Below are 25,850 nucleotides of genomic sequence, written 5' to 3' on the forward strand. Positions count from 1 at the left end.
ACACCTCTGGTACTGCCATTGACGGCAATCAACAACGTTAATTAATAACGAACGGAGCACGGAAGCATGGCGCGTAATATAGCCCCCGGATATTGTGTGGTGAATCGACCCGGCCCGCTGGATTATCAGGCGCGGGAACTGTTCAGGGACACTCGTTCCCCTGCCACCCAGCTGTTTATGAAACTCAACGCGGATACCCGATACCTCAGGCCCGGCCAGATTTTAATTGTGGCTGACCCGGATACCCCACCCCGGCTGACAATGCATATGCTTAACACGCTGAGACAGGCTAAGAATAAAACCAATGCCGCATTTATCGGCGTTAATAGTGACGACGCCGGTTTTATGCACCGACATTACGGGCTGATTGCCGCGCTGACCGGTGCCGGAGACAAGATTTTCAGCACCGCGGGCGATGTCGGAGAACGCTATTTCAGGGCCATTGAGCAGACCCTGAAAAAAATTGAGGTCAGCTACCAGAACCAGTTCCGCACTCAAGGCACCCTGATCGGCCAGCAGTTTTTCGTCGAGCGTAATCAGTTGCTCAGTCAGCTAAAAGAGCTGGTCAATAAACCGCTGTTAAAATCCCTTGCGCGCTATACGGTTAAATTCCGACAGTATGAGAATCTGAAGCGGGCGTTAAACCTCTCCAGTAAATCGATTGTGCATGAGTGGTCAACAGCCGGGCTGGGTGGCATTCCCGGTTATTCTTACTACGTGGGTAATGCAGCCAGAGCGGCGCGGTTTCTTAAGATGGGTGGGTATATCGGCATTGGATTTTCGTTTGCCGGGGTGACGAATGATGTGGTTGAAGCCTGTACGATCGGGCGGGAAAGTGAGTGCGGAAAAATAGCTGTGCGAAGATATTCAAAATTTGCTCTTGGTACCGGTGCGGGAATGTATGGTGGTGCCTGGGGTGGTTCTGCCGCATTAGCAGGATGTGCCGCTATAGGTATAATGACCGCGGGTGTCGGAGGTGTTGCTTGCGCTGTTGTGGGTTCTCTTGCCGGTGGTTATATAGGCAGTAAGGCGGGGGAAAAAGCGGTGGATTTTTTACTGGGATCGACAGGTGACTGAATTTTACATATCCAGAGCTGGCTTGTTTGCCGGACTGTTGGGTAGCTTTTTCATTTTCATATCTTTCTTTTTGTACGCGTTCAACAGAGGTAAATATGACCATCTGATATCGCTTTTCCTGAAGAAATATGAGTTCCCTCCCCCATATTCTTTTTATCATATGGTTGGTTTTTTTGGCGCATACCAGGTGTGCAGATTTTTCATTAATTTGAGTAAAAATAAACGCATATATTTCTTCAGCCGTGATAATCCTGCTTACTCATTTTTTAGTGAAAATGAAATCACTGTGAGTCGTTGGATGTTATATCTGTCAAGGATGTGGATGTTTACTGGGATATGCTATTTTATAACCGGCGTGGCTGTATTGATTTTGTATATCATCAGATGAAGCATTGGATGAGTATTACCCAAATTTAACAGCCCACTCTGTGGGCTGCTTACTGCATTAGATTAATTATCCAGCGCTGTATCAGGCATCGACAGACACACATCAATAAGTACCCTCAGCCATCTGAAATTTTATGCGGATTATGCCCTCTGACAACTTATGCTTTCTGCCCGGCACCCGCTTTGAAATATTGCTGAATCAACTGTCGGCCACACGCGGCAGCCAGCCATATCTTTGCCCGCTGATAACGGGTGAGGATAACGTCCCCGCCGATGGCCTGACGCCAGCATCCTTCAGGCTGATGTTTATCAGGCGGCAACCAAATGGCACCTTATGCAGCAGCTGATTACAGAACGCACCGGTACAGGCGGTTGCCTGATTCCTGTCAGTCACCCCACCTGCTGTTATCCTCGTCCCCGCAGCGCCGGAATCTGTTATTTCCGGTGCGCCAGAATATGGTTTACCATAGAAAGAACGCTGCCTGGTGTCGCTGACAGCCATGATAATATTTTGTGCTCACCCTGTACTCAATGTGCCACGTACAATAAGCAGGGGTGAAAAACCAGGTAGAACAACAACATAAACTAACCATCGTGGGCAATTAAATACAGTGAAAGACCAGCAAACAGAGCCAACCTTCCTCTTCCACGATTATGAAACTTTTGGTCAGAGCCCGTCGCTGGACCGCCCCGCCCAGTTCGCTGCTGTGCGCACTGACATGGATTTTAATGTCATCGGTGAGCCGCAGGTCTTTTACTGTCAGCCCGCGGATGACTATCTGCCGCAGCCAGAGGCGGTGATGATTACCGGGATCACGCCGCAGGAAGCCCTTGCGAAAGGGACAAATGAGGCGGCATTCACCCGCCGGATCCACCAGCTTTTTACCCAGCCGGGCACCTGTATTGTGGGCTATAACAACGTGCGTTTTGACGATGAAGTCACCCGTAATCTGTTATATCGCAACTTTTACGACCCCTACGGCTGGAGCTGGCAACAGGGTAACAGCCGTTGGGACCTGCTGGATGTGATGCGTGCCTGCTATGCGTTACGTCCCGAAGGAATTGAGTGGCCGGAAAATGATGATGGCTTTCCCAGCTTTCGTCTGGAGCATCTGACCCAGGCGAACGGCGTGGCCCATCAAAACGCGCACGATGCCATGTCCGATGTCTGGGCCACCATTGCCATGGCAAAGCGGGTAAAAGAGCAACAACCCCGCCTGTATGATTTTCTGTTCAGCCATCGTAACAAACAGAAAATCATGCAGCTTATCGATATCCCGCAGATGAAACCACTGGTGCATATCTCCGGCATGTTCGGCGCATTTCGGGGTAACACCAGCTGGATAGCGCCGCTGGCGTGGCATCCGGTCAATAAAAATGCATTAATCACCTGCGATCTGGCGGGCGATCTTACACCGTTACTGGAACTGGATGCTGACAGGCTGCGTGAACGCCTTTATACCCGCAGGGATCGGCTGGGGGATGCTTCTCCGGTGCCACTCAAGCTGGTCCATATCAATAAATGCCCGGTACTGGCTCCGGGCAACACCCTGCGCCCGCAGGACGCAGAACGGCTGGGCATTGAGCGCCAGCGCTGCCTCGATAACCTTACCCTGTTACGTCAGCACCCGGAAATCCGCGAGAAAGTGGTGGCGTTGTTTGCCGGTGCGGAGCCTTTTATCTCGTCAGACAATGTCGATGCTCAACTGTATGACGGTTTTTTCAGCGACGCTGACCGCACTGCAATGAATATTATTCAGCAGACTGCGCCCGAGCATTTACCGGCGCTCGATTTAACCTTCAATGATCCGCGGATCGCAAAGCTGCTTTTCCGTTATCGCGCGCGTAATTTTCCCGGTACGTTGGATGAAGCTGAACAGCATCGCTGGTTGCAGCATCGCCGCGACGCACTCAGCCCGCAACGGGTACAGGATTATCTGCAACAGCTGGAAATGCTCTTTACGCAGTATGAAGGGGATAAAGTGAAAATGAATCAGTTGAAGGCGCTGTTTGAGTACGCCCGCGAACTGGTGTCCTGAGGCAGACAACCGCCATCCCCGGGGATGGCGGGTAAGGTAAACGACGTTACATCGGCTCTTCAGAACACTGCGGCACCGGATTACGGAAGCTGCGGGTAACAAAAGCCAGATAAATCAGGCCAATCGCAGCCCACACCAGGCCAAGGATCATTGAGCTTTCCTCAAGATTGACCCACAGTGCCCCGACCGTCAGCGCGCCACAGAGTGGCAGCAGCAGAAAGTTGATATTATCTTTCAACGTCTTGTTACGACCTTCGCGGATCCAGAATTGTGAAATAACCGACAGGTTCACAAAGGAGAAAGCCACCAGCGCGCCAAAGTTGATCAGCGCCGTGGCGGTGACCAGATCGAAGGTGATAGCGCTGAGCGCAATCGCCCCCACCAGCAGCACATTAAGTGCTGGCGTGCGCCATTTCGGATGAATGTAGCCGAAGAAGCGCTCCGGAAAGACACCATCACGGCCCATGACATACATCAGACGCGACACACCGGCGTGAGCCGCCATACCGGAAGCCAGCACGGTGACGCAGGAGAAAATCAGGATGCCAAACTGGAAGGCCTTGCCCGCCACGTAAAGCATGATCTCCGGCTGGGATGCATCCGGATCTTTGAAGCGGGAAATATCCGGGAAATAGAGTTGCAGGAAATAGGAGACCACCACAAAAATCACCCCACCAATCAGCGCAGTGAGGAAGATGGCCTTCGGAATCACCCGACCGGCGTCTTTTGTTTCTTCAGACAGTGAACTGATACCGTCAAAACCCAGGAACGAGAAGCAGAGGATGGTGGCTCCGGTGATCATCGGCACCACATGGGCATTGTCAGACCAGAATGGCTTGCTGCTGACCAGCGTCCCGGCACCTTCACCGTGGGCGACGCCATAAATCACCATTGCCATAATCACCACCATCACCACCACCTGCAACACCACAATCACGCTGTTGAAATTGGCGACGGTTTTAATGCCTTTCAGGTTGGATAAGGTCATAAAACCAACCAGCAGCAGCACAAAGATCCATGACGGAATGCCCGGAACCAGCGCTTCAAAATAGATTTTAGCCAGCAGAATATTGATCATCGGCATAAACAGGTAGTCGAGCAGCGATGACCAGCCCACCATAAAACCGACGTGCGGACTGATGGCTTTCTGCGCATAGGTATAGGCCGAGCCGGCAGAGGGGAAGCGGCGAACCAGCTTGCCATAGCTCAGTGCAGTAAACAGGATCGCGATCAGCGCGAAAGCATAAGCGGTGGCCACGTGACCATCGGTCAGGCCGGATACGATGCCGAAAGTATCAAACAGGGTCATTGGCTGCATATAGGCCAGCCCCATCATCACTACGGGGAGCAACGTCAGCGATTTTTTCAACTGCGCACGCGGCGCGGCAGCGGATGACTGAGGATTAAGCGACATGATTCAGCCTCCCTTGAGCTTCAACCTTTGTCGGTTGAATCACAGGGAAACTTCGCGTCAGGCGACTGTTTTTCTTTATTTTATTAATGGACAGACAGGCGGGGATGAAAGTGAAAGCCGCTGTTGCGCCGTAATCGTCACGCAGATGCTTTCCGGCCGCTGCCGGAGTAATGAAATGCTGTCCCATCTTTTATTCCTCAACAAGACACAAGTGTGTGTGTGTTTAACGTAAATGGCTATGTGCTGCCCGGTGATGCCGGCTACAAAAAAATAACCGACGCAATCAATAAGCGTCGGTTACGGATATTTTGCAGGGGGCACATTCTGCCCCACCGACAGGCAGGAAGACAAGCGCTTAAGCCAGCCAGGCGCAATTTCTTTGCTGACTGAAGGTGCAACGGGCGCAGTTTTTTCAGGCGTTCTTCAGCATCCAGTCTATTTCCGTGGCGGTGATCAACCGCTCAAAATGCATCAGTTCATGGTGCTTACAGCTGTGCCAGACAAAACCGAAACGCTCTCCCAGCAATTTTTGCAGCGGGTAGCTTTGTTCAAACTCATAAAGCGCATCGCTCTGGCGGGTGGGAAGCGGATTGCCCTCCACCTCGTGACCATTCCCCTGAACCGCAGGCGGCAACGGCAACGGGTTGTCCAGACCATGGATGATACCCGCCAGCACCGCAGCCACCACCAGATAGGGGTTAGCGTCGGCTCCCGCCACGCGATACTCCACGCGGTGATTGTCGCTGTCGCCACAGGGAATACGCAACGCCACGGTGCGATTGTTATGGCCCCACGACGCCTGTAACGGTACAAAGGCATCCGGCAGAAAGCGGCGGAAGGCGTTGACGTTGGGTGCCAGCAACGCCATTGAGGCGGGCATCAGGTCAATCATTCCGGCCAGCGCCCGCTTCAGCAGCGGGGAGTTGCTGCCGTCATCATTAATAAAGGCGTTATGGTCAGCGGCATCGAGCATACTGACGTGAATATGCATCCCACTGCCGGCGTACTCCTCATAAGGTTTTGCCATAAAGGTGGCATTCATGCCGTGCTTTTCCGCCACCTGGCGTACCAGCCGCTTCAGCTGCACCGCATGGTCGCAGGCACTGAGTACGTTTTGCGTGTGATGCAGATTGATTTCAAATTGTCCGGGGGACGCCTCGGCCAGCGCGCCATCTGCCGGGATGCCCTGCTCTCTTGCCAGTTCATCTATCTCATTAAGCACCGCCGAGAAGTGGTCAAGATTATCAACGGAGTAAACCTGGCTCTGCATATTACGCTGGTCACTTCCCGGCGTGCAGGGTGGCTGAATATAGCCTTCCGCATCACGCTGCTTGTCCACCAGATAGAACTCCAGCTCTACCGCTACCACCGGAAACAGTCCTCTGTTGCGCAACTGCTGCCAGAGGCGATTCAGCACATTCCGGGGTTCAGCGTCAAAGGGAGTTCCATCCTGATTGCGCATGGTGAGCAGCACCTGCGCAAGATACTGCGGATCGGCGGCGGAAGGAATGAGAGTCCCTTCTACGGGAAGACAGATGTTATCCGGTTCACCCAGCGCCTGACCCAGGCCGGCTTCTTCCACCGTGTTGCCGAGGATATCCATCGCAAAGACGGAGGCAGGGAAATAACAGCCTTTTTCCAGTTTGAGGAGATTAGAGACAGGGATGCGTTTACCGCGAAAGACACCATTCAGATCGTTAAGGAGGATATCGACATGCTGCGTTTCAGGATGGCGTTCCAGATAAGCGTTAACTTCATGCTGGAACGCGCTGGTTCGTTTCTCTTCACTGTGCCTCGTGAAATCTTCCACTTCGACAAGATTCGTCATCGTCTCACCCGCTTCGTTTAGTTATCAGTCATGCTCAAAATAACAGCCACTCGTCTAACATAGCGCTAACACAAAAAGTGTGCAAATGTTACATGAGTCTTTATTTTGCCAGTAAATCCGTTTAAATATTGCTCTGTCAAGGTTAAGATTGACATTACTTTGCACAGCACAGTACCGGCAGCACCTTTTTCTGGTTGATATATTGAACAAAACGGGGGACGCGGCATGGAGACTCTAGTAAGCAAGCCATTGATAGGCGTGATGATGTGCCAGATAAACTATCAGGGTCATCCCACGCTGACGGTACACAACAAATACCTTGACGCGATATTGCAGGCCGGGGGCATACCTGTTGCCCTTCCCCACGGTCTGATGTCAGCAGCCGGGCTGCTGGACAACGCACTGGACCGGCTGGACGGAATTTTACTCACCGGCAGTCCGAGTAATATTGAACCCCATCATTACGGTGAAAGCGGTGATGAAGCGTATGCCGACCCTGGTCGCGACAGCCTGGCATTTGCGCTGATCGATGCGGTGACGGCCAGAAAAATGCCTCTACTGGCTATCTGCCGGGGTTTGCAGGAGTTGGTAGTGGCAACCGGCGGCACCCTGCATCGTCAGCTGCATCTGCTGGGAAGTTATCAGGAGCATCGTGAAGACGAAGCACTGCCACTCGACCAGCAGTACGCACCCTGTCACGAAGTGTGGATCGAAGCGGGCGGTCTGTTGTCTGAGCTGGTTGGCGACAGTGAGCAATTTTGCGTCAATTCGCTGCATCAGCAGGGGATCCGCACGCCCGGGCCACCTCTGCGCGTCGAGGCACGGGCTGCCGATGGCCTGATTGAGGCCGTCAGCCTGCGGCAACATCCTTTTGCGCTGGCGGTGCAGTGGCACCCGGAATGGCAAAGTGAAACATCGGCGTTGTCACGCAGGCTGTTTGATGGATTTATTCACGCCTGCGGCCGTTATCAAAAGGAAACCGGGCTATGAACGAAGGCAGTCTGGCTCCCGGACGTCGTTTATCAGAAATCCGGCAGCAGATGGGATTGTCACAGAGGCGCGTCGCAGAGCTTTCCGGGTTGACGCACAGTGCTATCAGCACCATTGAGCAGGACAAAGTCAGTCCGGCGGTCAGTACCTTACAGAAGCTGTTAAAAGTTTACGGCCTTTCGCTGTCGGAATTTTTTTCTGAGCCGGTGAAGGCTAAAACACCTAAGGTGGTGATTGATGAACAGGATCTGATTGATATTGGTAGTCAGGGCGTGTCGTTGCGGCTGATCCACAACGGCAATCCACAGCGTACGCTGGCAATGCTACTGGAAACCTATGAGCCAGGCGCCACCACCGGCGAAAAAATCCGTCATCAGGGCGAAGAGACAGGCACCCTGCTGGAGGGACAAATCACCCTGACCATAGGCGGTCAGAGTTTTCACCTGCATGCCGGACAAAGCTACGTCATTGATACCGGCAATCCTCACAGTTTTACCAATTCTTCGGCGCAGCGATGCCGGATTATCAGCGCACATACGCCGGCCACCTTATGAACCGGCGCTAATCACCAGGAGGGAGTTATGGATCACGTGAAGAGTTACTATGCCGCAACCGCAAATCCTCACGCTCCCTGGCCGCAGCTGGTCAACGATATCCAGTGTGATGTCTGCGTTATTGGCGGCGGCTTTACCGGCCTTTCATCGGCGCTGTTTCTGACCGAAGCCGGATACGATGTGGTGGTGCTGGAAGCGGCTAAAGTCGGCTTTGGTGCCAGCGGCAGGAATGGCGGCCAGGTGGTCAACTCCTACAGCCGTGATGTGGATGTCATTGAGCAACGCTATGGTCAGGAGAGCGCCCGACTGCTTGGCAGTATGATGTTTGAGGGAGCATCGGTGATCCGCGACCGGATTGAGCGCTATGCCATCAATTGTGACTATCGTTCCGGCGGCATCTTCGCCGCACTGAATCAACGGCAGCTGCAACATCTGAAAGCACAGCGCAAAAGCTGGCAACACTATGGCAATCACGAACTCGAAATACTCGATCAGGCCGCCATTAAGCGGGAAATTGCCAGCGAACGTTATGTGGGCGGATTGCTGGATCATCGTGGTGGACATCTGCATCCGCTGAATCTGGCGCTGGGAGAGGCAGAGGCTATCCGTCGCCACGGTGGCCGTATTTATGAGCAGTCTGAAGTCACCGCCGTTAATTACGGACGCCCGCATCGCATCACCACCGCTCGCGGCTCCGTCACGGCAAAATTTGTTATCTTTGCCGGAAATGCATACCTCGCCCCCCACCTCGAGCCAAGGCTGTCGCGCATGAGCATTCCCTGTGGCTCGCAGATTGTCACCAGCGAACCCCTCAGCGCCGATCAGGCGCTGGCGCTGCTCCCCAACAATCGCTGCGTTGAGGACTGCAACTATCTGCTGGACTATTTCCGGCTGACCGCAGACAACCGGCTGCTGTATGGCGGCGGAGTGATTTACGGCGGACGCGAACCGCAGGATATTGAGTCATTAATCAGGCCAAAGCTGTTGAAAACCTTCCCCCAGCTGGCGGGGATCAAATTTGACTTTACCTGGAGCGGCAATTTCCTGCTGACGCTTTCACGGATGCCACAGATTGGCAGACTGGAGAATGAGGTGTTTTATATTCAGGGCGACAGCGGTCATGGTGTCACCTTTACTCATCTGGCAGGAAAACTGGTGGCAGAGGCGTTAAAAGGCAATCCACAGCGTTTTGACGCTTTTGCCCGACTTCCTCATCTGCCCTTCCCCGGCGGCCGTCGGCTCCGCGTCCCGCTGACCGCAATGGGCGCCGCATGGTATTCGCTTCGCGACAGATTAGGCCGGTGAAAAACGGCAGCCCGCTGTAAAGGGCTGCCTGTGTTTAATTAATAGTGGTAGTTAATGCTGTCACAGCGGTAGAGTTTTTTATCCTTCAGCGCCACCAGACTCAGCACGTTATTACTGGCTGTGGCAGGCAAAGAGAACAAGACTTTATAGCCGGCGTTCAGTAAGGATTTCTCTTTTAAACTCTCCGCAACATCCCCCCGCGCCACCATTTGTGTGGTAATAAAATACGCCTCTCCCTTAGCATCTGTTCCACGAATAAACACCCGGTCAGGAGAAGATAACGCTGGCGAGGTGAGTGCCAGCCAGCCCTGTATCGATATTTCAGACTCGCCGTTCTCAGTGGACACTTTCGCCGAGTCGATCACGCCTGTGCACTGGTTTACACCGACTTCGCTGTCGTATTGCAAATGGCTTAACCTTTCCCCTGCCGAAGGTTCAATGTTGATTCCCTCCAGCGGGACTTCACCCCAGGCATAACTGAAATCGCTGGCAAAATAGTCATCTGAAGTAACGGTAAATTTAATTTTCCTTACCCTCTCTCCGTGATAAGGAAACGCATCTAAATGCGGTGAAGCTACCACGCCGCTGACGGAGTTCAGGATATTCAGGCGATAACTCTTCTCCTCACCGTTGGCCATCAGATAGTGCACGTAGAGCACACCTCCGCGATAAAAGGTATTTTGTAACCGGGCCAGTGCGGTCAGTTTAAACACCGGGAAAATTTTGACCAGGCCGTCCGCACTGTCAGGTATGGTGATCCACTGACCGAAAGCGGCACGGTGGTTCTCTTCAGCAGGCGGCTGGAAAGTCCGGGTATCCGCATTACGTTGCAGTAACATCACCGGCTTGTTATTAACATAGAAACTCTTCACCACATGATAATTAAGCATCACAGCGGTGCTGGTCAGCGGATCTTCATTGAGCGCATATTTATGATCAAAACCCTCAAAGCTGTTGCAGTTCTGACCCGGGCAGAATGTCGAGGCGTGCCATAATACAAAGTCTGGCTTGTCGTCACTCTCGAAAAACGCCTGATTTAATTTATCCAGCTTCGGAGTGAGCGTCATAAAATTCTGGAAAAGAGGTCGGTGATGGTAATTCAATTTATTAGCCAGCAGGAACTCATTATTATACGGATAAACATCAACAGACTTTGCACCAATCAGATGAGTAACATCGTCTGGCAACAGATAGTCATGATATTTTTGTGCAGCCCTTGCCTCCGGTGAGACTAAAAAATCTTCATGGGTAAAAAATGGAACCGCAGGTAAATAACCGGAAACGATGGGCACGCTTAATATGTAAATCAGAGAACATATTGTTATCGCAAACACGCCGCGCCACAGTTTTTTGTAGTGAAAGCAAATCACCATCACCATGACGGAAACGGGCATAATAAAATAACCCGGATAATGATCGGCACGCCCAAAGCCTAATTTGACCATAGCCAACAGCAAAATATTAAAACTTAATACCATTGCCGGGTAATTCAGGATTAAGAATATATTGGTTACCAGGAAAATGACAAAGATAGCCAGCCAGACATCTTCCCCCAACACATTATCAAATGTCATATCAACAGCATTACCAAAACTGAGCTGGGAGTTGATAATGGCATAATCTTTTATACTGTGCAGATGATGAAAAATTGACAGACCAAAAACCAGATAGGCTGATAACACAAACAGAGAGAAAAGGCACAGCGCTTTTATTTTTCTGTCAAAAACCGCCCGGGAAAAAAGATACGCGCCGAGAGTCAGCACTGCGGTCATTCCGTAAACAAATCTGACGTAAAACAACATTCCCGCAATAACAGCGAGTAATACCACCGTTGCCGGACTTAACACGCCTTTGCGTACGCATTCATACCAGGCCACCACCAGGAAAGGCGTGAGCATAAAAAAGTTTGTCGGAATGATTATCTGATAAAGATAGAGAAAAACCACCGCGACAAAGGGGATCCATGCAGAAAAGTATGCCGATAATCTGATCAAATAAAACCAGAACAGTGAGGCCACCAGACTCATAAATACCAGCGAAATCCAGTATGAAAATTCGCTGTACTGCGCCACGGTCCCACCGGTTATCCAGAAGAGTGGGCCATAACTGAAAAGAAAATCCTGCTGCCCCTGAAACATATGGTTGGTCATATTCATCCATTGTTCCAGGGTCTGAAGCGTACTGCCATTAAATTGTGCAGGATGCAGATAGGCAAACATCACGCCAAAAATAATGGCAAACAGTTTAAAATCTGACATTTTATTATCAGAATGAATGATTGGTTGCGACATGATTTACTGTCCTTTCGGATTGTATTTACCCAGGCAGGCAGAAAGCAATGTCTCGAACACCGCATAATTCCCTCTGAAGCTACTTATTTTAGTCGGCACTTCTCCTTTAGGATATTTCCGCACCGTGGCTAACTCAGCACAGCGATATCCCAGTTTCGGCACCCGGTAGGAGAGATAAGCGAGTAATTCATAGCTGTTAAAGATATCCCGAAAAGGAGCAACCCTGGCATCAGCTAACATTTTACTGCTGTAGGCGCGGAAGCCTTGCGTGGTGTCAGTCCAGTGGAATCCCGACGCGACAGAGAGTAATGGCGCATGGATGCCGCGAATAGCCAGATAACGTGACACAGGCGTATTTTCTGCCACGCCGCCTTTAATAAACCGTGAGCCCTGCACAAAATCATAGCCCTGTTGCAGCGCATCGATTAAACGAGGTATCGCCTCAGGATCGTCTTTATCGTTGCCATCAATGGTCACGATGCCTTCATAGCCCTGCTCAAGTGCAAAAGCATAAGCACAGCGCAGCTGTGCGCTTAATTTACCCGCACCGGTTTTAAGCAGCAGTGTACGGACATGGTTGTTTTTTAATTTTTCTTCTGCCAGAGAACCATCGTTACTGCCACCGTCAATAATAATCACATCAGCAAGAGAGGAAATATTAATCGCGGTCATACGGCTTAACAGGCTGGTAATTCTTTCGCCTTCGTTGATAACAGGAATAACAACACAATATGCATGTTTTTTGTCCTGACAAAACGTGACCTGATAATCAGGCACCTGCCAGCTTTTATCGGAGATAACTCTTTCCATTTTTTAATGCCTTATTTCACTTTAGTTGTTATTAAAATAACTCCGACAATCACCAGTGCTATTCCCGCTGCCGTGGTCCAGTAGAACGGTTCACGAAAGATCAGGAATGAGAGCAGAGCCACGCAGGCCACGGCACCCGATGTCAGAACGGGATGGGCGACGTTCAGGGGCAAAAAGGCGAGCGAGGCAGCATATAAAACAAATGCCATGCCATACAGCCCCAGGCCTAGCCAGAAAGGCCAGTTATGTAATGCCGCCAGCGGCTCAGTCAGCGATGGGAATTTTCTCGGTGGCGTCATGGCGAGTTTAATCAACACGCTGGCAGAACCATTTGAGGCAATACCTAATATCAGAATCAACCACTTCATCTGATGGCTCCGTAGTGCGTGGTGACAAACGCCAGTGCCTTTTCAATTGCTTGCAGATGAGGCTGTTGTTCCGTCGCCAGCATTTCGATAGTGGCATAGTCAGAGGACAAATAACGACTGATTGCCTGACTGAAACCAGGGTGGTCACCCTCGCCCATACCCGCAGGCACCAGGCCTGGTTCGCTGATATGAATGTGACCAATCAGTTGATGATACTGCGCCAGCAGCGCCAGAGGATTTTCATTATTAATCGTCACCGCACCGGTATCAAATTGCATACGGATCGCAGAATGATTAACGGCCATCACCACCTCAGCGGTTTCATGGGTGGTGGTCATAAAATTCGCCCCATAACAGGCAGGGTTGGGTTCCAGACAAATGATGACGGAATATTTGCTGGCGATATCGCCCAGAGCACGAAAGAAATCAATAGCCATGGTGGCTACCTGCTGATCGGAGAGATTTTTTCGGTCGCGGTTTTTCGGTGAACCAAATACCAGCCGTGTGGCACCCAGGCCCGCAGCGATGCGGCAGACTGCCTCAAGATGAGTGAGCATACGCTGACGGACATCAGCCGCGTCAAACAGATTAAGCCCCTGTGTGCCAAAAAGTAGCGACTGCATGCCGGCAATGGATATTCCCCGCTCGCGCCACCAGCCACTGACCGTCTTTATTTGCTCATCAGTCGCGTTGACGACATCCGGGAAATATTTGCCCGGTGCAATATCAATGGCATCACACTGGTACTGATTGAGCAGCGCGGCAACCTGATTATCTTCAGAGACATCCCAGGCTATATTCGAAAAAGATAATTTTGTCACCTGGCGTTATCCCTTTTTACTTTCCGACTGCGCGTAGGCTCTAACCGCCATTAATGTTTCACGCTTGCTGTACTGATAGTGTTCATATTTATCAGCGAATAAATGGGCATAGCGACTTTGCATATTGTAATCAGCCGGCTTGCCGTCCAGTTGCGTGGTACACGCCATGCCAAATCCGGCTTTGGCGATTTCTGCAACGGAGACCGGCTCAGCAGTCAGGTGCAGCAGTTTCAGCTGATTGCTTAATGCAATTTCGATGTCATACCAAAGATTTATCATCGGATAGAACTGAAAGGTACTTCGACTTTCAATCTGTTCGACATTGTTATTATTGTGGAAGTCGAAAATGATATTTTTCCGCAGACCAGGCCCCACCAGACCGGGCAGTCTGACAATCAGTGACTGCGGAAAATGCGCTTCCACGAATTTTTCCAGCTCACGACGGTGTAAACCGTAAGGTTGTAACTGCGCCTCATCAACCGGACTCTGCTCATCAATGTTTTGTGGGTTGTTAAAAACATCCACGGTGCTGATCAAGATAAATTGTTTGCAGCTGACGGTTTTAATTTTTTCAATCAGCGAATCGATACAGGCACGATCGTTTTCAGGCTGTTTATTAGCCAGCCATTTCTGTCCAGGCGCACCGGCACAAACCACGGTGTCGAAAGACTGACCACAAATATCAGCAATATTTGTTGAGCGGAATAATGCCTGAAACGCTTTTTGTCTCAGCAGGGTTGAACCAACAAAACCCGTAAATCCAATTAAAGCATCCATTCAACACTCCGAAATCAATTGTCGCGACCCGTTTGCACCCAGTTATTTTCTGGCGAAACGGCATCACTTAATACATTGACACGATCGGCATTCAGCATCACATCGCTGTGACGTTCATATACCACCGCATATTCGCTCTGAGCGCTGCTTTCATCCAGCAGCCGTCCCAGGTACTCGCCAAAAAAGGCCATCATGATGAACTGCAGGTTAAACAGCAGCGACATGAAGAAAACCAGTGTCGTCCATCCCTCAACAACGTGACCATCCAGTAAATGAATAAGCACACTGTAAGTGGCAAAAATAAATGCGGCCAGACTGCCGCAAAATCCAATACCGGACATCCAGCGTAAAGGCTTCGATGAATTAAATACCATCAGACGCAGCAGACGCCGGACCGTTTTAAACATCCCCATCCCCTCCGCTTCACGAAGTGGAACGTAGGCGTAAATACCTACGGGATAGCCTGTTTTCTGAATACGTAAATAGAACTGGTGATGAAAACGTCCGACGCGGGTGACCGCATTGACCGCCCGACGGCTGAGGCAACGCATGGCGGTAGAATTTTCCGGCAAATCATAACCTATTGCGCGCAGCGCCTTGTTTACCACCATCCGCATCAAACGGTATGAGAGCGATTTGGTGCGCGTTGTCACCCCAATTACCACATCCTTGCCGCTGCGACACTGACTGACCATCTCCGGGATAGCCTCCAGCGGATCGGCACAGGGATTCCACAGCACGACAAAATCACCAATCGCATTCTCAAGACCGGCAGCCAGCGCAACATCGATGCTGACTTCGGTTGAAAGATGAATGATACGCACGCCTGGGATGTTTTTTAGCACGGCATCTTCAGCCTGCGCGCTGGTGGAATGGATCCCCGCCGCGATAATCACTATTTCATAGTCGCTGTAATGGTGGTCGAGAACCTGATACACCTGCAACAGGGTCGGATGTAAATCCTGTAAAGCAGACTGAACTACAATCACAACTGATACAAAAGATTCACTTTTCATCACGTTAATTCAACCTTATCACCCGCTCAATTTCCGCAAGGGCATCATAGATGTTGTCTATTTTCCCCCCCATGATGCAGTGAAGACCCTGCAATCCATGGTTGGCGCGGAACAAAATTGGCCGTGAATCATCGGAGTCACTGCGGGGTAACAGCGTCTTCACTTCCCAGATGGACTTTTTATACTGGCACTCACCTAACAGAGGGATGTAGCGCTGGGCATCGGCAATCATGTATCGCCACGCGGTGCTTTTACGGGCGGTGTCATATTTCTGCCCGGCATCATGGTAAGGGGCGTTGGTCTGGTCTTCCCATTGATAGTGAGGCGTGTAGCGCACATGGCTGAAGGAATGACAGCCTGTTGACGGAAAAGGCATCACCGAAAAAAACGGCCCGCACATCACGGTAAATCCCATTTTTTTCAGTTCATCCGGCACATCAACCAGGCACATTTCTGTCATTTCATGTCGAAACGGGATGAGTTCGATGGCTGAAGCATCAAGCAGATAATTAATGCGGGAATAGGTGCAGTTAAAGAGATGATCGGCATAAACCTCCTCCTCTTCATTGCCTCTTGCTACCGTGACGGCCAGACCTGCACCCCGCTGCGTGACTCTCTTTACCGCAGCTTCGTTAACCACATTAACCCTGGCTGCCTGTAAACGTTCCAACATCATGTCACGCAGCTTATGGGAATTGAATGCGTATTCTGTCGTGCTGAAAGCCGCGTCAATCAGCGCCGGATTAACCAGCCGCTGAACTTTTGCTGGTGCATTTTCACAATAAGCACCAATGCGGCCACAAAACTGCCTGAACTGCGCTGCGCTGACCTTCCCCAGGTGACTGGAGATGAGATAATACTTTTCGAAATCACTGTCTACGCAGTCTCTGAATTCATTAACAAATTGAGGGAACGAAATACGCGATCTCAGCGCAGTGAGAACACTTCGGGGATAATGGTAACCATTGTGGACGCGCGCCTGGTTAACATATGACGCTCTCGACATTAATGACTTCGCCATCTCATATAAGGTGACGTGACATCCTTTTAATGCCAGCTGTTCTGCAATATAAAGACCAAAAAAGCCCCCTCCTGCAATAACAATGTTGGGATGTTTACTTACAGACATTGTTCAGAACTCTGTGTGTCAAAATTAATAACCGGAATATGTTTCAAGAAATTGCGTAACAGAGGCAGTATAATCGCTGTGATTTGAAAAGAGAATGTAAAGAAATGAAACATGCCAGAAACACACACAACAAATCATACAATTTATTGATTTTCATGTAGTTAAAATATTAAAACGCTGTTGTAAACCATAAGGAAAATACCCGCCGGGCCGATCCCCTTTACAAAGCGCTAAATGGCGGTGGCTGCGGTGATTTTCCCGGCATGTACAGGTAGCTGAATTGCATCGTTCGCTAATGGCGGGCTGACTTTTTATCCCCCGCCCATAATGCTGAAACACGCTGACCGGCAGCCGGTTTTACTGGTGAAATGGAAAGCAGTTTTGAGGATAGCGGTTTCTGCCACCGTGCATTTATTGATACCGCAGAGCAGACCGGGACTTTCAGGTCTGGAAATAAAACAGCCAAAGTAGGGTGCCTGGCATTGAAAGAAGAAAAGTAAATCAACTGTTATTTACCGACGGGTAATATTCAGATTAACGATAATGACACCCCGCACATTCCCCGGAATAAATAATAACGACATGTTACTTATAACTTGCCCCATCAGGCGTATTCAGCTGCGGGCAGTGGTGAACCCAATGCAAGCAGCACCGGGAGTGGGCTGACATTAATGCCCGCCATCCCGGCCACCGCGTCCGCAGGGCAGACAGGGGGTCACCGGCAGGCATGTCAGCCGGGTGACCGCATGACTTATTACTGTAAGGGCATCCTGGCGGGATCGGGATGCTGGTATTCAAACCCCAGCTCCCGACAAATTTTGCTGCCGTCGATAATTTTTCCCCTGCTGGTCTGCTCTTCAGCGACAAAGGTGGGGGCTGCGAGTCCCAGCTGACGGGCAACAGCGGGGTAAAACTGATTGCGGGCAGGATGTTCTGCCGCGCTGAGATTGTAAACATGCCCGCCCTTTGGCGTCTGCAACAACAGCGTGACAGCTTCGGTGACATCATCCAGATGCACCAGATTTACCCCATGGCTCCCCTCAGTCAGGTCAGTTTTTCCGGCCAGAAAGCGCCCCGGATGACGTCCCGGCCCCACCAGCCCGGAGAGGCGCAGGATATCCACCGAGGTTCCCGGCAGTTGATGCAGCCAGGTTTCCAGTTCCTTCAGCGTCTTACCGGCTGCGGTAACTGGCTCAAGCGGGCTGCTCTCTTTCATTACCCCACCATTGCCATAAACAGAGGTAGAGCTGGTAAAAATAATGCGGGGGATACCATAAGCCAGCGCACTGTCAACGATTTGCTGGACTGCCAGCAGATAAGCTTCCCCGCCCTGCGCCGTTCGACTGGCCGGTAAGGTAATCACCAGCGCATCGGCTTTTAACAGCGCTTCCAGCTCATCCGCCTCACAAATCAGTTCCGGCGTCAGTCGCAGGCAGTAACTTTCCACGCCGCACATTCTCGCGGCCTCCACGCCGTCGGCGGTGGTTTTAGTGCCAGCCACCTGCCAGCCACGCGCCATCAGAGACATGGCCAGCGGCATCCCCAGCCAGCCTAAACCCACTATCGCAACTCTTTTCATCCTGTAACTCCTGTGACCATCCGTACCGATAACCGCCAAACTACGCCAGCCATTATTCGGTGACAATCAGCAGATGATGAGAGAATCTTTCAACGTTGACAAAAAAACGTTGCACGCGGCCTGCAATCTGGTTAGGTTAGTCGTCACGATATGAATACTCATTCATCCAGGATTATTTTATGACTCGCGTTCAGTTCAACCACCATCATCACCATCACCCTGACTAGTCTTTCAGGCGATGTGTGCTGGAAGACATTCAGGATCTTCCAGTGGTGCAGAACGCAACAGAAGCCCCCGGAAGATCATCTTCCGGGGGCTTTTTTTTGGGACACTTTCAGCCCGTATGGATGAACTGCAAGGCAGAACTGGTTACAGGAAAAGAGGATAATGACCGATGTTAGATAACACCCGTTTACGCATAGCTATGCAAAAATCTGGCCGTTTAAGCGATGATTCACGCGAAATGCTGGCCCGCTGTGGTATCAAAATTAATCTGCAACAACAGCGTCTGATTGCCTTCGCCGAGAACATGCCGATTGATATCCTGCGGGTGCGTGATGACGATATTCCCGGACTGGTGATGGATGGCGTGGTTGATCTGGGCATCATCGGTGAGAACGTGCTGGAGGAAGAGCTGCTGACCCGCCGTGCTCAGGGGGAAGACCCACGTTATTTCACGCTTCGTCGTCTTGATTTCGGCGGCTGCCGCCTGTCGCTGGCGATGCCGGTGGATGATGAATATAGCGGGCCACAATGTTTACAAAATGCCCGTATCGCCACCTCTTATCCTCACCTGCTGAAGAAGTATCTTGACAAACAGGGCGTGGCTTTCAGGTCATGTCTGCTGAACGGTTCTGTTGAAGTGGCTCCCCGTGCCGGTCTGGCCGATGCGATCTGTGACCTGGTATCGACCGGCGCAACGCTTGAGGCAAATGGTCTGCGTGAAGTCGAAGTGATTTACCGTTCCAAAGCCTGCCTTATCCAGCGCGATGGTGAAATGCCCGCAGCGAAACAGGAACTGATCGACAAGCTGATGACCCGTATTCAGGGGGTGATTCAGGCGCGTGAGTCAAAATACATCATGTTGCACGCGCCGAGCGAGTGTCTGGAAGAGATTATCTCTCTGCTGCCGGGGGCCGAACGTCCTACCGTGCTGCCGCTGGCTGGAGACAAGAGCCGGGTGGCGATGCACATGGTCAGCAGCGAAACGCTGTTCTGGGAAACCATGGAAAAACTGAAAACGCTGGGTGCCAGCTCCATTCTGGTGCTGCCGATTGAGAAGATGATGGAGTAAATGATGACTGACTTTGCCACCCCCATCGACTGGCAGGCATGCAGTGAGCAGCAGCAACAGGCGCTGCTGACCCGCCCGGCGATCGCTGCATCCGAAAATATTGCGCTTACCGTACGCACGATTCTGGACAAGGTAAAAGCAGAGGGCGACGAAGCACTGCGTCACTACAGTGCCGCCTTCGATAAAACGCAGGTCGACGCGCTGCGCGTCAGCGATCAACAGATTGCAGAAGCCACTGCACGCCTGAGTGATGAGATCAAACAGGCAATGGTGGTGGCGGTTGGTAACATTGAAAACTTCCATCTGGCACAGCGGTTACCGCCGGTGGATGTTGAAACCCAGCCTGGCGTGCGCTGCCAGCAGCTGACACGACCGGTGGCCTCTGTTGGTCTGTATATTCCGGGCGGCTCAGCTCCGCTGTTTTCTACGGTATTGATGCTGGCCACCCCGGCGCGCATCGCCGGTTGCCGCCGCGTGGTGCTCTGTTCTCCCCCTCCCATTGCCGATGAAATTCTCTACGCGGCACAGCTGTGCGGGGTGCGTGAGCTTTACCAGGTTGGCGGTGCGCAGGCGATTGCCGCGCTGGCGCTGGGAACCGAATCCGTACCCAAAGTGGATAAGATTTTCGGGCCGGGTAATGCCTATGTCACCGAAGCCAAACGTCAGGTCAGCCAGCGACTGGACGGCGCGGCGATTGATATGCCTGCCGGACCTTCCGAAGTGCTGGTGATTGCCGATGAAGGGGCCACGCCAGATTTTGTCGCCTCCGACCTGCTGTCGCAGGCGGAACATGGCCCTGATTCTCAGGTGATTTTACTGACCCCGTCGCCAGAGATGGCGGCAGCGGTCGCGGTCGCGGTGGAACAACAGCTCAGCGCCCTGCCGCGCGCTGAAACAGCGCGTAAAGCGCTGGCAGGCAGCCGCCTGATCGTGGCGAAAGATTTAGCGCAGTGCGTGGAGATCAGCAACCGATACGGGCCTGAACACCTGATTATCCAGACCCGTCAGGCGCGTGACCTTGTTGACGGCATCACTAACGCGGGCTCTGTCTTTCTTGGTGACTGGTCACCTGAATCAGCCGGTGACTATGCCTCCGGCACTAACCACGTGCTGCCGACCTATGGTTATACCTCGACCTGCTCCAGCCTGGGGCTGGCCGATTTCGAGAAGCGCATGACGGTGCAGGAACTGACACGGCAGGGCTTTATCAGCCTGGCCCCGACCATTGAAATTCTGGCGGCGGCCGAGCAACTGACCGCCCACAAAAATGCCGTTACCCTGCGCCTCAACGCGCTGAAGGAGAAGCCATGAGCAATACCATTGAACAGCTGGCTCGTGCCAATGTCCGCGCGCTGACCCCCTATCTTTCCGCCCGCCGACTGGGTGGCAATGGCGATGTGTGGCTGAATGCTAACGAATATCCGCTTGCCGTGCCGTTTAACCTCAGCCAGCAGACGCTGAATCGCTATCCCGAATGTCAGCCAAAGCTGGTGATTGAACGTTACGCCGCCTACGCTGGCGTCAGCACCGATCAGCTGCTGGTCAGCCGTGGTGCGGATGAAGGCATTGAGCTGCTGATCCGTGCCTTCTGCGAGCCGGGTAAAGATGCCGTGCTGTTCTGCCCGCCGACCTACGGTATGTACAGCGTCAGTGCTGAAACCTTCGGCGTGGAATACCGCACGGTAGACGCCCAACAGGACTGGCAACTGAACCTGCCGGCGATTGCCGAAAAGCTGGATGGCGTCAAGCTGGTGTATGTCTGTAGTCCGAACAATCCCACCGGCAACATCATCAATGCGGACGATATCCGTCAGCTACTGGAAATGACCCGTGGAAAAGCGCTGGTGGTGGCCGATGAAGCCTACATTGAATTTTGCCCCCAGGCCTCGCTGAGCGGCTGGCTGAAGGAATATCCTCACCTGGTTATTCTGCGCACCCTGTCGAAAGCTTTCGCGCTGGCCGGCCTGCGCTGTGGCTTCACGCTGGCCAATGCCGAGGTGATCACCTTGTTAATGAAGGTCATCGCCCCTTACCCGCTGGCAACACCGGTGGCGGATATTGCCGCGCAGGCACTCAGTGAACAGGGGCTGGTGCTGATGCGTGAGCATGTCAGCACCCTGGTTGCCAACCGCGAAAAACTGATTGCCGATCTGCGCCAGTGTCCCTGCGTCGAACACGTCTTCAACAGCGAAACCAACTACGTGCTGGCGCGTTTTTCTGCCTCCAGCCTGGTCTTTAAAACGCTGTGGGACCAGGGCATTATTCTGCGTGATCAAAATAAGCAGCCGGGGCTGTCAGGGTGCCTGCGCATCTCTGTCGGCACCCGTGAAGAGTGTGACCGCGCTGTCGCGGCGCTGATGGCACTGCCTGGCGCATCCGTTTCTCTGGAGCAAGCATGAGTATTAAAGTTCTTTTTATCGATCGTGACGGCACCATTATCAGCGAACCACCGCAGGATTTTCAGGTGGATCGTATGGACAAGCTGGCTTTTGAGCCGGATGTCATCCCCACCCTGCTGGCACTGCAAAAAGCCGGTTTTAAACTGGTGATGGTAACCAACCAGGATGGACTGGGCACCGACAGCTTCCCGCAGGCGGATTTTGATGGCCCGCACGACCTGATGATGCAGGTGCTGACGTCACAGGGGATTCAGTTTGACGACATTTTGATCTGTCCGCATATGCCGCAAGATAACTGTGAGTGCCGTAAGCCCAAAACCGCGCTGGTCACCGCCTGGCTGGCCGACAACCTGCTCGATACCGCCAACAGCTATGTGATTGGCGATCGCACTACCGACCTGCAACTGGCCAGTAATATGGGCATTCAGGGGCTGCACTACTCCAAAGAGGGCCTCAACTGGCAGGCAATCGGTAACCAACTGACCCGGCGCGATCGTCATGCGCTGGTCGAGCGCAACACCAAAGAGACGCAAATCCGTGTTGAGGTGTGGCTGGATCGCGAAGGCAACAGCCAGTTCAATACCGGCGTCGGCTTTTTTGACCATATGCTGGATCAGATTGCCACCCATGGTGGTTTCCGGATGAATATTGAGGTGAAAGGCGATCTGTATATCGACGATCACCACACGGTAGAAGACACCGGACTGGCGCTGGGCGAAGCCCTGTTGAAAGCCCTGGGTGACAAACGCGGCATTGGTCGCTTTGGCTTTATTCTGCCGATGGACGAGTGTCTGGCACGCTGTGCGCTGGATATTTCTGGCCGTCCGCACCTGGAATATAAAGCCGAATTCAGTTACCAGCGCGTGGGTGATTTAAGCACCGAGATGGTCGAGCACTTTTTCCGCTCTCTTTCCTACTCGATGGCCAGTACGCTGCATCTGAAAACCAAAGGTAAGAACGATCACCACCGGGTGGAAAGCCTGTTTAAAGCCTTTGGCCGCACGCTGCGTCAGGCGATCCGCGTTGAGGGCAATACCCTGCCCAGCTCGAAAGGAGTGCTGTAAATGAATGTGGTGATCCTGGATACCGGTTGTGCCAACCTCTCCTCGGTAAAATGGGCGATAGAGCGACTGGGATATCAACCGCAGGTCAGCCGCGATGCGGATATCGTGCTCCAGGCGGACAAGCTGTTTCTGCCTGGCGTCGGCACCGCACAGGCTGCGATGGCGCAGTTGCAGCAGCGCGATCTGCTGGCGCTGATCAAAGCCTGCACCCAGCCGGTGCTGGGTATCTGTCTCGGGATGCAGCTACTGGGTGCCGAAAGCGATGAGAGCAGCGGGATAAAAACCCTTGGTATTATCGACCAGCCGGTCACCCGTATGCAGGATCATGGTCTGCCACTGCCGCATATGGGCTGGAACCAGATCACCCCGCAGGCCGGTAACCATCTGTTTCGCGGTATCCCGGACGGATCCTATTTTTACTTCGTCCACAGTTACGCCATGCCGGTCAACGCCTGCACTATCGCACAGTGTAACTACGGCGAGCCGTTTACTGCCGCAGTGCAAAAAGACAATTTCTTCGGCGTGCAGTTTCACCCGGAGCGTTCCGGTGCCGCAGGCGCACAGCTGCTGAAAAATTTCCTGGAGATGTAACGGGCATGATTATTCCCGCACTAGATTTGATTGATGGCAAGGTGGTGCGTCTGCATCAGGGCGACTACGGCCAGCAGCGCGATTACGGCAGCGATCCCCTGCCCCGCCTTCAGGATTATCAGGCTCAGGGGGCAACACTGCTGCATCTGGTTGATCTGACCGGTGCGAAAGATCCTGCCGCACGGCAGATCCCGCTACTGAAGAAGCTACTGGCTGGGGTCAACGTGCCGGTACAGGTCGGCGGCGGTATTCGCAGCCGCGACGATGTGGCGGCACTACTGGAAGCCGGTGCCAGTCGGGTGGTGGTGGGTTCCACGGCGGTAAAGCAGCCAGAGGAAGTGCAGCAGTGGTTTAAAGAATATGGCGCAGACGCCATCGTGCTGGCACTGGATGTGCGTATCGATGGCGATAACCGTAAAGAAGTGGCGATCAGCGGCTGGCAGGAAGCCGCGGGCATTACGCTGGAAGAGGTCATTGCCCGCTTCCAGCCCTCAGGACTGAGGCACGTATTGTGTACGGATATCTCCCGCGATGGCACGTTGAGCGGCTCTAATGTGGCGCTTTACCAGGAAGTCTCCGCCCGCTTTCCACAGATTGCATTTCAGTCCTCCGGCGGCATCGGTTCACTGGCGGATATTGCTGCCCTGCGCGGCTCTGGTGCGCGGGGCGTGATTGTCGGTCGCGCCCTGCTGGAAGATAAATTTACCGTGTCGGAGGCTATTTCATGCTGGCAAAACGGATAATTCCCTGCCTGGACGTCCGCGACGGTCAGGTGGTTAAAGGCGTTCAGTTTCGTAATCACGAAATTATTGGCGATATCGTTCCCCTGGCCCAGCGCTATGCGCAGGAAGGTGCAGACGAGCTGGTTTTTTATGATATCACCGCCTCATCTGATGGCCGGGTGGTGGATAAAAGCTGGGTATCCCGCGTGGCGGAAGTGATTGATATTCCGTTTTGCGTGGCGGGAGGCATCAAATCCGCTGAAGATGCGGCGCAGATCCTCTCTTTTGGTGCCGATAAAATTTCTATTAACTCTCCGGCGCTGGCCGATCCTGAACTGATCACCCGCCTCGCAGAGCGCTTTGGCGTGCAGTGCATCGTGGTGGGTATTGATACCTGGTATGACAGCGAAAGCGGTAAATATCAGGTCAATCAGTATACCGGCGATGAAAGTCGCACCAAAGTCACCAGTTGGGAAACCCTCGACTGGGTGCAGGAAGTCATCCGGCGCGGCGCGGGTGAAATCGTTCTTAACATGATGAATCAGGACGGCGTGCGCAACGGCTACGACCTGCTCCAGCTGCAAAAGGTGCGTGAAGTGTGCAAAGTGCCGCTGATCGCCTCCGGCGGCGCAGGCACCATGGAACACTTCCATCAGGCCTTCCGCGATGCGGATGTGGATGGCGCACTCGCCGCTTCCGTATTTCATAAGCAGATTATTAATATCGGTGAACTGAAAAGGTTCCTGATTGAAAAAGGTGTGGAGATTCGCGCGTGCTAACAGAACAACAGCTGGCCCGGCTGGACTGGGTGAAAACCGGCGGCATGATGCCGGCCATCGTGCAACATGCCGTTTCCGGTGAAGTACTGATGCATGGCTACATGAATGAACAGGCGCTGGCGAAGACGCTGGAAAGTGGCAAAGTCACCTTCTGGTCACGCACCAAACAGCGTCTGTGGACCAAGGGGGAAACCTCTGAGCATTTTCTTAATGTGGTCAGCATCACCGCAGATTGTGATAACGATACCCTGTTGCTGCTGGTTAATCCGGTTGGCCCCACCTGCCATCTGGGCACCTCAAGTTGCTTCTCACCAGCGGCATCAGACTGGACGTTCCTCTACCAGCTGGAGCAACTGCTGGCAGAGCGCAAACATGCCGATCCGAAAAGCTCCTACACTGCCAGCCTGTATGCCAGTGGCACCAAGCGAATTGCGCAGAAGGTGGGAGAAGAAGGCGTGGAAACGGCGCTGGCTGCTACCGTGAACGATCGCCATGAGCTGACCAACGAGGCATCCGATCTGATTTATCATCTGCTGGTGCTGCTTCAGGATCAGGATCTCGACCTGAGCGCTGTTATCAATAATCTGCGCCAGCGGCACAAATAAAGACAGCAAAC

25 protein-coding genes, 1 pseudogene and 1 other annotated feature are annotated in these 25,850 nt (G+C 52.6%); of the genes and pseudogenes, 14 read left to right on the forward strand and 12 right to left on the reverse strand.

Annotation, left to right across the window (positions count from 1 at the left end; genetic code table 11):
* The first annotated feature begins 66 nt into the window (after positions 1–66).
* The gene (locus BG55_RS11335; RefSeq protein ID WP_034937669.1) at positions 67–1,077 is read left to right on the forward strand and encodes a membrane protein; all 1,011 of its coding nucleotides are present in this window, start codon (positions 67–69) and stop codon (positions 1,075–1,077) included.
* Between the two features lie 586 nt (positions 1,078–1,663).
* Here BG55_RS11335 and BG55_RS22575 read toward each other — a convergent pair.
* Both BG55_RS22575 and BG55_RS23450 read right to left on the reverse strand, forming a co-directional pair.
* A complete protein-coding gene (locus BG55_RS22575) occupies positions 1,664–1,858 on the reverse strand; it encodes a hypothetical protein (RefSeq protein ID WP_152542754.1) in 195 nt (64 codons plus the stop codon).
* A pseudogene (locus BG55_RS23450) lies at positions 1,856–1,966 on the reverse strand (hypothetical protein); the annotation flags it as partial. The pseudogene BG55_RS23450 and the gene BG55_RS22575, both read right to left, overlap by 3 nt.
* Before the next feature lie 109 nt (positions 1,967–2,075).
* Between BG55_RS23450 and sbcB the strand changes: the two are divergent.
* Positions 2,076–3,503 (forward strand): exodeoxyribonuclease I, encoded by a 1,428-nt coding sequence (gene sbcB, locus BG55_RS11350; protein ID WP_034937675.1) that lies wholly within the window; start codon positions 2,076–2,078, stop codon positions 3,501–3,503.
* Between the two features lie 46 nt (positions 3,504–3,549).
* Here sbcB and BG55_RS11355 read toward each other — a convergent pair whose 3' ends face one another.
* Positions 3,550–4,917, reverse strand: a complete 1,368-nt coding sequence (locus BG55_RS11355; protein WP_034937677.1) for an APC family permease — start codon at positions 4,915–4,917, stop codon at positions 3,550–3,552.
* Positions 4,918–5,329: 412 nt separating this feature from the next.
* Entirely contained in the window at positions 5,330–6,745 is a 1,416-nt protein-coding gene (locus tag BG55_RS11365) for a glutamine synthetase family protein (protein ID WP_034937680.1), read from the reverse strand.
* A 225-nt stretch (positions 6,746–6,970) separates the two neighbouring features.
* On the opposite strand from BG55_RS11365, the gene puuD reads away from it, so the two are divergent.
* The 3 genes from puuD to BG55_RS11380 are packed head-to-tail and all read left to right on the forward strand — an operon-like array spanning position 6,971 to position 9,594.
* On the forward strand, positions 6,971–7,735 hold the full coding sequence (gene puuD, locus BG55_RS11370; RefSeq protein WP_034937681.1) for a gamma-glutamyl-gamma-aminobutyrate hydrolase: 765 nt from the start codon (positions 6,971–6,973) through the stop codon (positions 7,733–7,735).
* On the forward strand, positions 7,732–8,289 hold the full coding sequence (gene puuR / locus BG55_RS11375) for an HTH-type transcriptional regulator PuuR (protein ID WP_034937682.1): 558 nt from the start codon (positions 7,732–7,734) through the stop codon (positions 8,287–8,289). The genes puuD and puuR overlap by 4 nt, the downstream gene beginning before the upstream one ends.
* A gap of 27 nt (positions 8,290–8,316) precedes the next feature.
* Positions 8,317–9,594: an NAD(P)/FAD-dependent oxidoreductase gene (locus BG55_RS11380; RefSeq protein WP_034937684.1), complete on the forward strand. Its 1,278-nt coding sequence runs from the start codon at positions 8,317–8,319 to the stop codon at positions 9,592–9,594.
* A gap of 38 nt (positions 9,595–9,632) precedes the next feature.
* Here the strand turns inward: BG55_RS11380 and BG55_RS11385 are convergent, their stop codons facing one another.
* The 8 genes from BG55_RS11385 to BG55_RS11420 all read right to left on the reverse strand — a co-directional run bounded on the left by BG55_RS11385 (position 9,633) and on the right by BG55_RS11420 (position 18,385).
* Entirely contained in the window at positions 9,633–11,852 is a 2,220-nt protein-coding gene (locus BG55_RS11385; RefSeq protein ID WP_160170849.1) for a hypothetical protein, read from the reverse strand.
* 36 nt (positions 11,853–11,888) lie between these two features.
* Positions 11,889–12,695, reverse strand: coding sequence for a glycosyltransferase family 2 protein (locus BG55_RS11390; RefSeq protein ID WP_034937686.1), 807 nt, complete (start codon positions 12,693–12,695; stop codon positions 11,889–11,891).
* 11 nt (positions 12,696–12,706) lie between these two features.
* A complete protein-coding gene (locus BG55_RS11395; RefSeq protein WP_034937697.1) occupies positions 12,707–13,063 on the reverse strand; it encodes a DMT family transporter in 357 nt (118 codons plus the stop codon).
* On the reverse strand, positions 13,060–13,884 hold the full coding sequence (locus BG55_RS11400; protein ID WP_034937701.1) for a sugar phosphate isomerase/epimerase family protein: 825 nt from the start codon (positions 13,882–13,884) through the stop codon (positions 13,060–13,062). The genes BG55_RS11395 and BG55_RS11400 overlap by 4 nt, the downstream gene beginning before the upstream one ends.
* Before the next feature lie 6 nt (positions 13,885–13,890).
* The gene (locus BG55_RS11405) at positions 13,891–14,661 is read right to left on the reverse strand and encodes an NAD-dependent epimerase/dehydratase family protein (protein WP_034937707.1); all 771 of its coding nucleotides are present in this window, start codon (positions 14,659–14,661) and stop codon (positions 13,891–13,893) included.
* Between the two features lie 14 nt (positions 14,662–14,675).
* Positions 14,676–15,677, reverse strand: coding sequence for a glycosyltransferase (locus BG55_RS11410; RefSeq protein ID WP_034937876.1), 1,002 nt, complete (start codon positions 15,675–15,677; stop codon positions 14,676–14,678).
* A gap of 4 nt (positions 15,678–15,681) precedes the next feature.
* Positions 15,682–16,806 carry an FAD-dependent oxidoreductase gene (locus BG55_RS11415; RefSeq protein ID WP_034937710.1) on the reverse strand — a complete coding sequence of 375 codons (1,125 nt, stop codon included), beginning with the start codon at positions 16,804–16,806 and terminating at the stop codon, positions 15,682–15,684.
* Between the two features lie 754 nt (positions 16,807–17,560).
* Positions 17,561–18,385 carry an SDR family oxidoreductase gene (locus tag BG55_RS11420; RefSeq protein ID WP_034937713.1) on the reverse strand — a complete coding sequence of 275 codons (825 nt, stop codon included), beginning with the start codon at positions 18,383–18,385 and terminating at the stop codon, positions 17,561–17,563.
* A gap of 179 nt (positions 18,386–18,564) precedes the next feature.
* Between BG55_RS11420 and hisL the strand changes: the two genes are divergently transcribed.
* The 9 genes from hisL (at position 18,565) to hisIE (ending at position 25,839) form a co-directional block, all read left to right on the forward strand.
* On the forward strand, positions 18,565–18,612 hold the full coding sequence (hisL, locus tag BG55_RS22580) for a his operon leader peptide (protein WP_100396937.1): 48 nt from the start codon (positions 18,565–18,567) through the stop codon (positions 18,610–18,612).
* Positions 18,588–18,709, forward strand: a sequence feature (His leader region). Its footprint overlaps the gene before it by 25 nt.
* Positions 18,710–18,779: 70 nt before the next feature.
* A complete protein-coding gene (hisG, locus tag BG55_RS11425) occupies positions 18,780–19,679 on the forward strand; it encodes an ATP phosphoribosyltransferase (protein WP_034937716.1) in 900 nt (299 codons plus the stop codon).
* Between the two features lie 3 nt (positions 19,680–19,682).
* A complete protein-coding gene (gene hisD, locus BG55_RS11430; RefSeq protein WP_034937877.1) occupies positions 19,683–20,990 on the forward strand; it encodes a histidinol dehydrogenase in 1,308 nt (435 codons plus the stop codon).
* On the forward strand, positions 20,987–22,078 hold the full coding sequence (hisC, locus tag BG55_RS11435) for a histidinol-phosphate transaminase (protein ID WP_034937718.1): 1,092 nt from the start codon (positions 20,987–20,989) through the stop codon (positions 22,076–22,078). The genes hisD and hisC overlap by 4 nt, the downstream gene beginning before the upstream one ends.
* Entirely contained in the window at positions 22,075–23,142 is a 1,068-nt protein-coding gene (gene hisB / locus BG55_RS11440) for a bifunctional histidinol-phosphatase/imidazoleglycerol-phosphate dehydratase HisB (protein ID WP_034937721.1), read from the forward strand. Before hisC ends, hisB begins: the two co-directional genes overlap by 4 nt.
* A complete protein-coding gene (gene hisH / locus BG55_RS11445; RefSeq protein WP_034937725.1) occupies positions 23,143–23,733 on the forward strand; it encodes an imidazole glycerol phosphate synthase subunit HisH in 591 nt (196 codons plus the stop codon). It abuts the gene before it with no gap.
* Positions 23,734–23,738: 5 nt separating this feature from the next.
* Complete coding sequence (hisA, locus tag BG55_RS11450; protein ID WP_034937728.1) at positions 23,739–24,476, forward strand: 1-(5-phosphoribosyl)-5-[(5-phosphoribosylamino)methylideneamino]imidazole-4-carboxamide isomerase; 738 nt, start codon at positions 23,739–23,741, stop codon at positions 24,474–24,476.
* Complete coding sequence (gene hisF, locus BG55_RS11455; protein WP_034937731.1) at positions 24,458–25,234, forward strand: imidazole glycerol phosphate synthase subunit HisF; 777 nt, start codon at positions 24,458–24,460, stop codon at positions 25,232–25,234. The genes hisA and hisF overlap by 19 nt, the downstream gene beginning before the upstream one ends.
* Positions 25,228–25,839 (forward strand): bifunctional phosphoribosyl-AMP cyclohydrolase/phosphoribosyl-ATP diphosphatase HisIE, encoded by a 612-nt coding sequence (hisIE, locus tag BG55_RS11460; RefSeq protein WP_034937733.1) that lies wholly within the window; start codon positions 25,228–25,230, stop codon positions 25,837–25,839. Before hisF ends, hisIE begins: the two co-directional genes overlap by 7 nt.
* Positions 25,840–25,850 lie beyond the last annotated feature (11 nt).

The sequence above is a fragment of the Erwinia mallotivora genome (assembly GCF_000590885.1).
Taxonomy (GTDB): Bacteria; Pseudomonadota; Gammaproteobacteria; order Enterobacterales; family Enterobacteriaceae; genus Erwinia; species Erwinia mallotivora.

What these genes read in the sequence shown, in the direction of transcription:
- BG55_RS11395 (WP_034937697.1), bottom strand. Translation starts at nt 13,063, where the DNA reads ATGAAGTGGTTGATTCTGATATTAGGTATTGCCTCAAATGGTTCTGCC.
- BG55_RS11390 (WP_034937686.1), bottom strand. Translation starts at nt 12,695, where the DNA reads ATGGAAAGAGTTATCTCCGATAAAAGCTGGCAGGTGCCTGATTATCAG.
- BG55_RS11405 (WP_034937707.1), bottom strand. Translation starts at nt 14,661, where the DNA reads ATGGATGCTTTAATTGGATTTACGGGTTTTGTTGGTTCAACCCTGCTG.
- BG55_RS11380 (WP_034937684.1), top strand. Translation starts at nt 8,317, where the DNA reads ATGGATCACGTGAAGAGTTACTATGCCGCAACCGCAAATCCTCACGCT.
- hisB (WP_034937721.1), top strand. Translation starts at nt 22,075, where the DNA reads ATGAGTATTAAAGTTCTTTTTATCGATCGTGACGGCACCATTATCAGC.
- BG55_RS11420 (WP_034937713.1), bottom strand. Translation starts at nt 18,385, where the DNA reads ATGAAAAGAGTTGCGATAGTGGGTTTAGGCTGGCTGGGGATGCCGCTG.
- BG55_RS11355 (WP_034937677.1), bottom strand. Translation starts at nt 4,917, where the DNA reads ATGTCGCTTAATCCTCAGTCATCCGCTGCCGCGCCGCGTGCGCAGTTG.
- puuR (WP_034937682.1), top strand. Translation starts at nt 7,732, where the DNA reads ATGAACGAAGGCAGTCTGGCTCCCGGACGTCGTTTATCAGAAATCCGG.
- BG55_RS11415 (WP_034937710.1), bottom strand. Translation starts at nt 16,806, where the DNA reads ATGTCTGTAAGTAAACATCCCAACATTGTTATTGCAGGAGGGGGCTTT.
- hisC (WP_034937718.1), top strand. Translation starts at nt 20,987, where the DNA reads ATGAGCAATACCATTGAACAGCTGGCTCGTGCCAATGTCCGCGCGCTG.
- puuD (WP_034937681.1), top strand. Translation starts at nt 6,971, where the DNA reads ATGGAGACTCTAGTAAGCAAGCCATTGATAGGCGTGATGATGTGCCAG.
- BG55_RS11335 (WP_034937669.1), top strand. Translation starts at nt 67, where the DNA reads ATGGCGCGTAATATAGCCCCCGGATATTGTGTGGTGAATCGACCCGGC.
- hisH (WP_034937725.1), top strand. Translation starts at nt 23,143, where the DNA reads ATGAATGTGGTGATCCTGGATACCGGTTGTGCCAACCTCTCCTCGGTA.
- hisG (WP_034937716.1), top strand. Translation starts at nt 18,780, where the DNA reads ATGTTAGATAACACCCGTTTACGCATAGCTATGCAAAAATCTGGCCGT.
- hisA (WP_034937728.1), top strand. Translation starts at nt 23,739, where the DNA reads ATGATTATTCCCGCACTAGATTTGATTGATGGCAAGGTGGTGCGTCTG.
- hisD (WP_034937877.1), top strand. Translation starts at nt 19,683, where the DNA reads ATGACTGACTTTGCCACCCCCATCGACTGGCAGGCATGCAGTGAGCAG.
- hisF (WP_034937731.1), top strand. Translation starts at nt 24,458, where the DNA reads ATGCTGGCAAAACGGATAATTCCCTGCCTGGACGTCCGCGACGGTCAG.
- BG55_RS11365 (WP_034937680.1), bottom strand. Translation starts at nt 6,745, where the DNA reads ATGACGAATCTTGTCGAAGTGGAAGATTTCACGAGGCACAGTGAAGAG.
- BG55_RS11410 (WP_034937876.1), bottom strand. Translation starts at nt 15,677, where the DNA reads ATGAAAAGTGAATCTTTTGTATCAGTTGTGATTGTAGTTCAGTCTGCT.
- BG55_RS11385 (WP_160170849.1), bottom strand. Translation starts at nt 11,852, where the DNA reads ATGTCAGATTTTAAACTGTTTGCCATTATTTTTGGCGTGATGTTTGCC.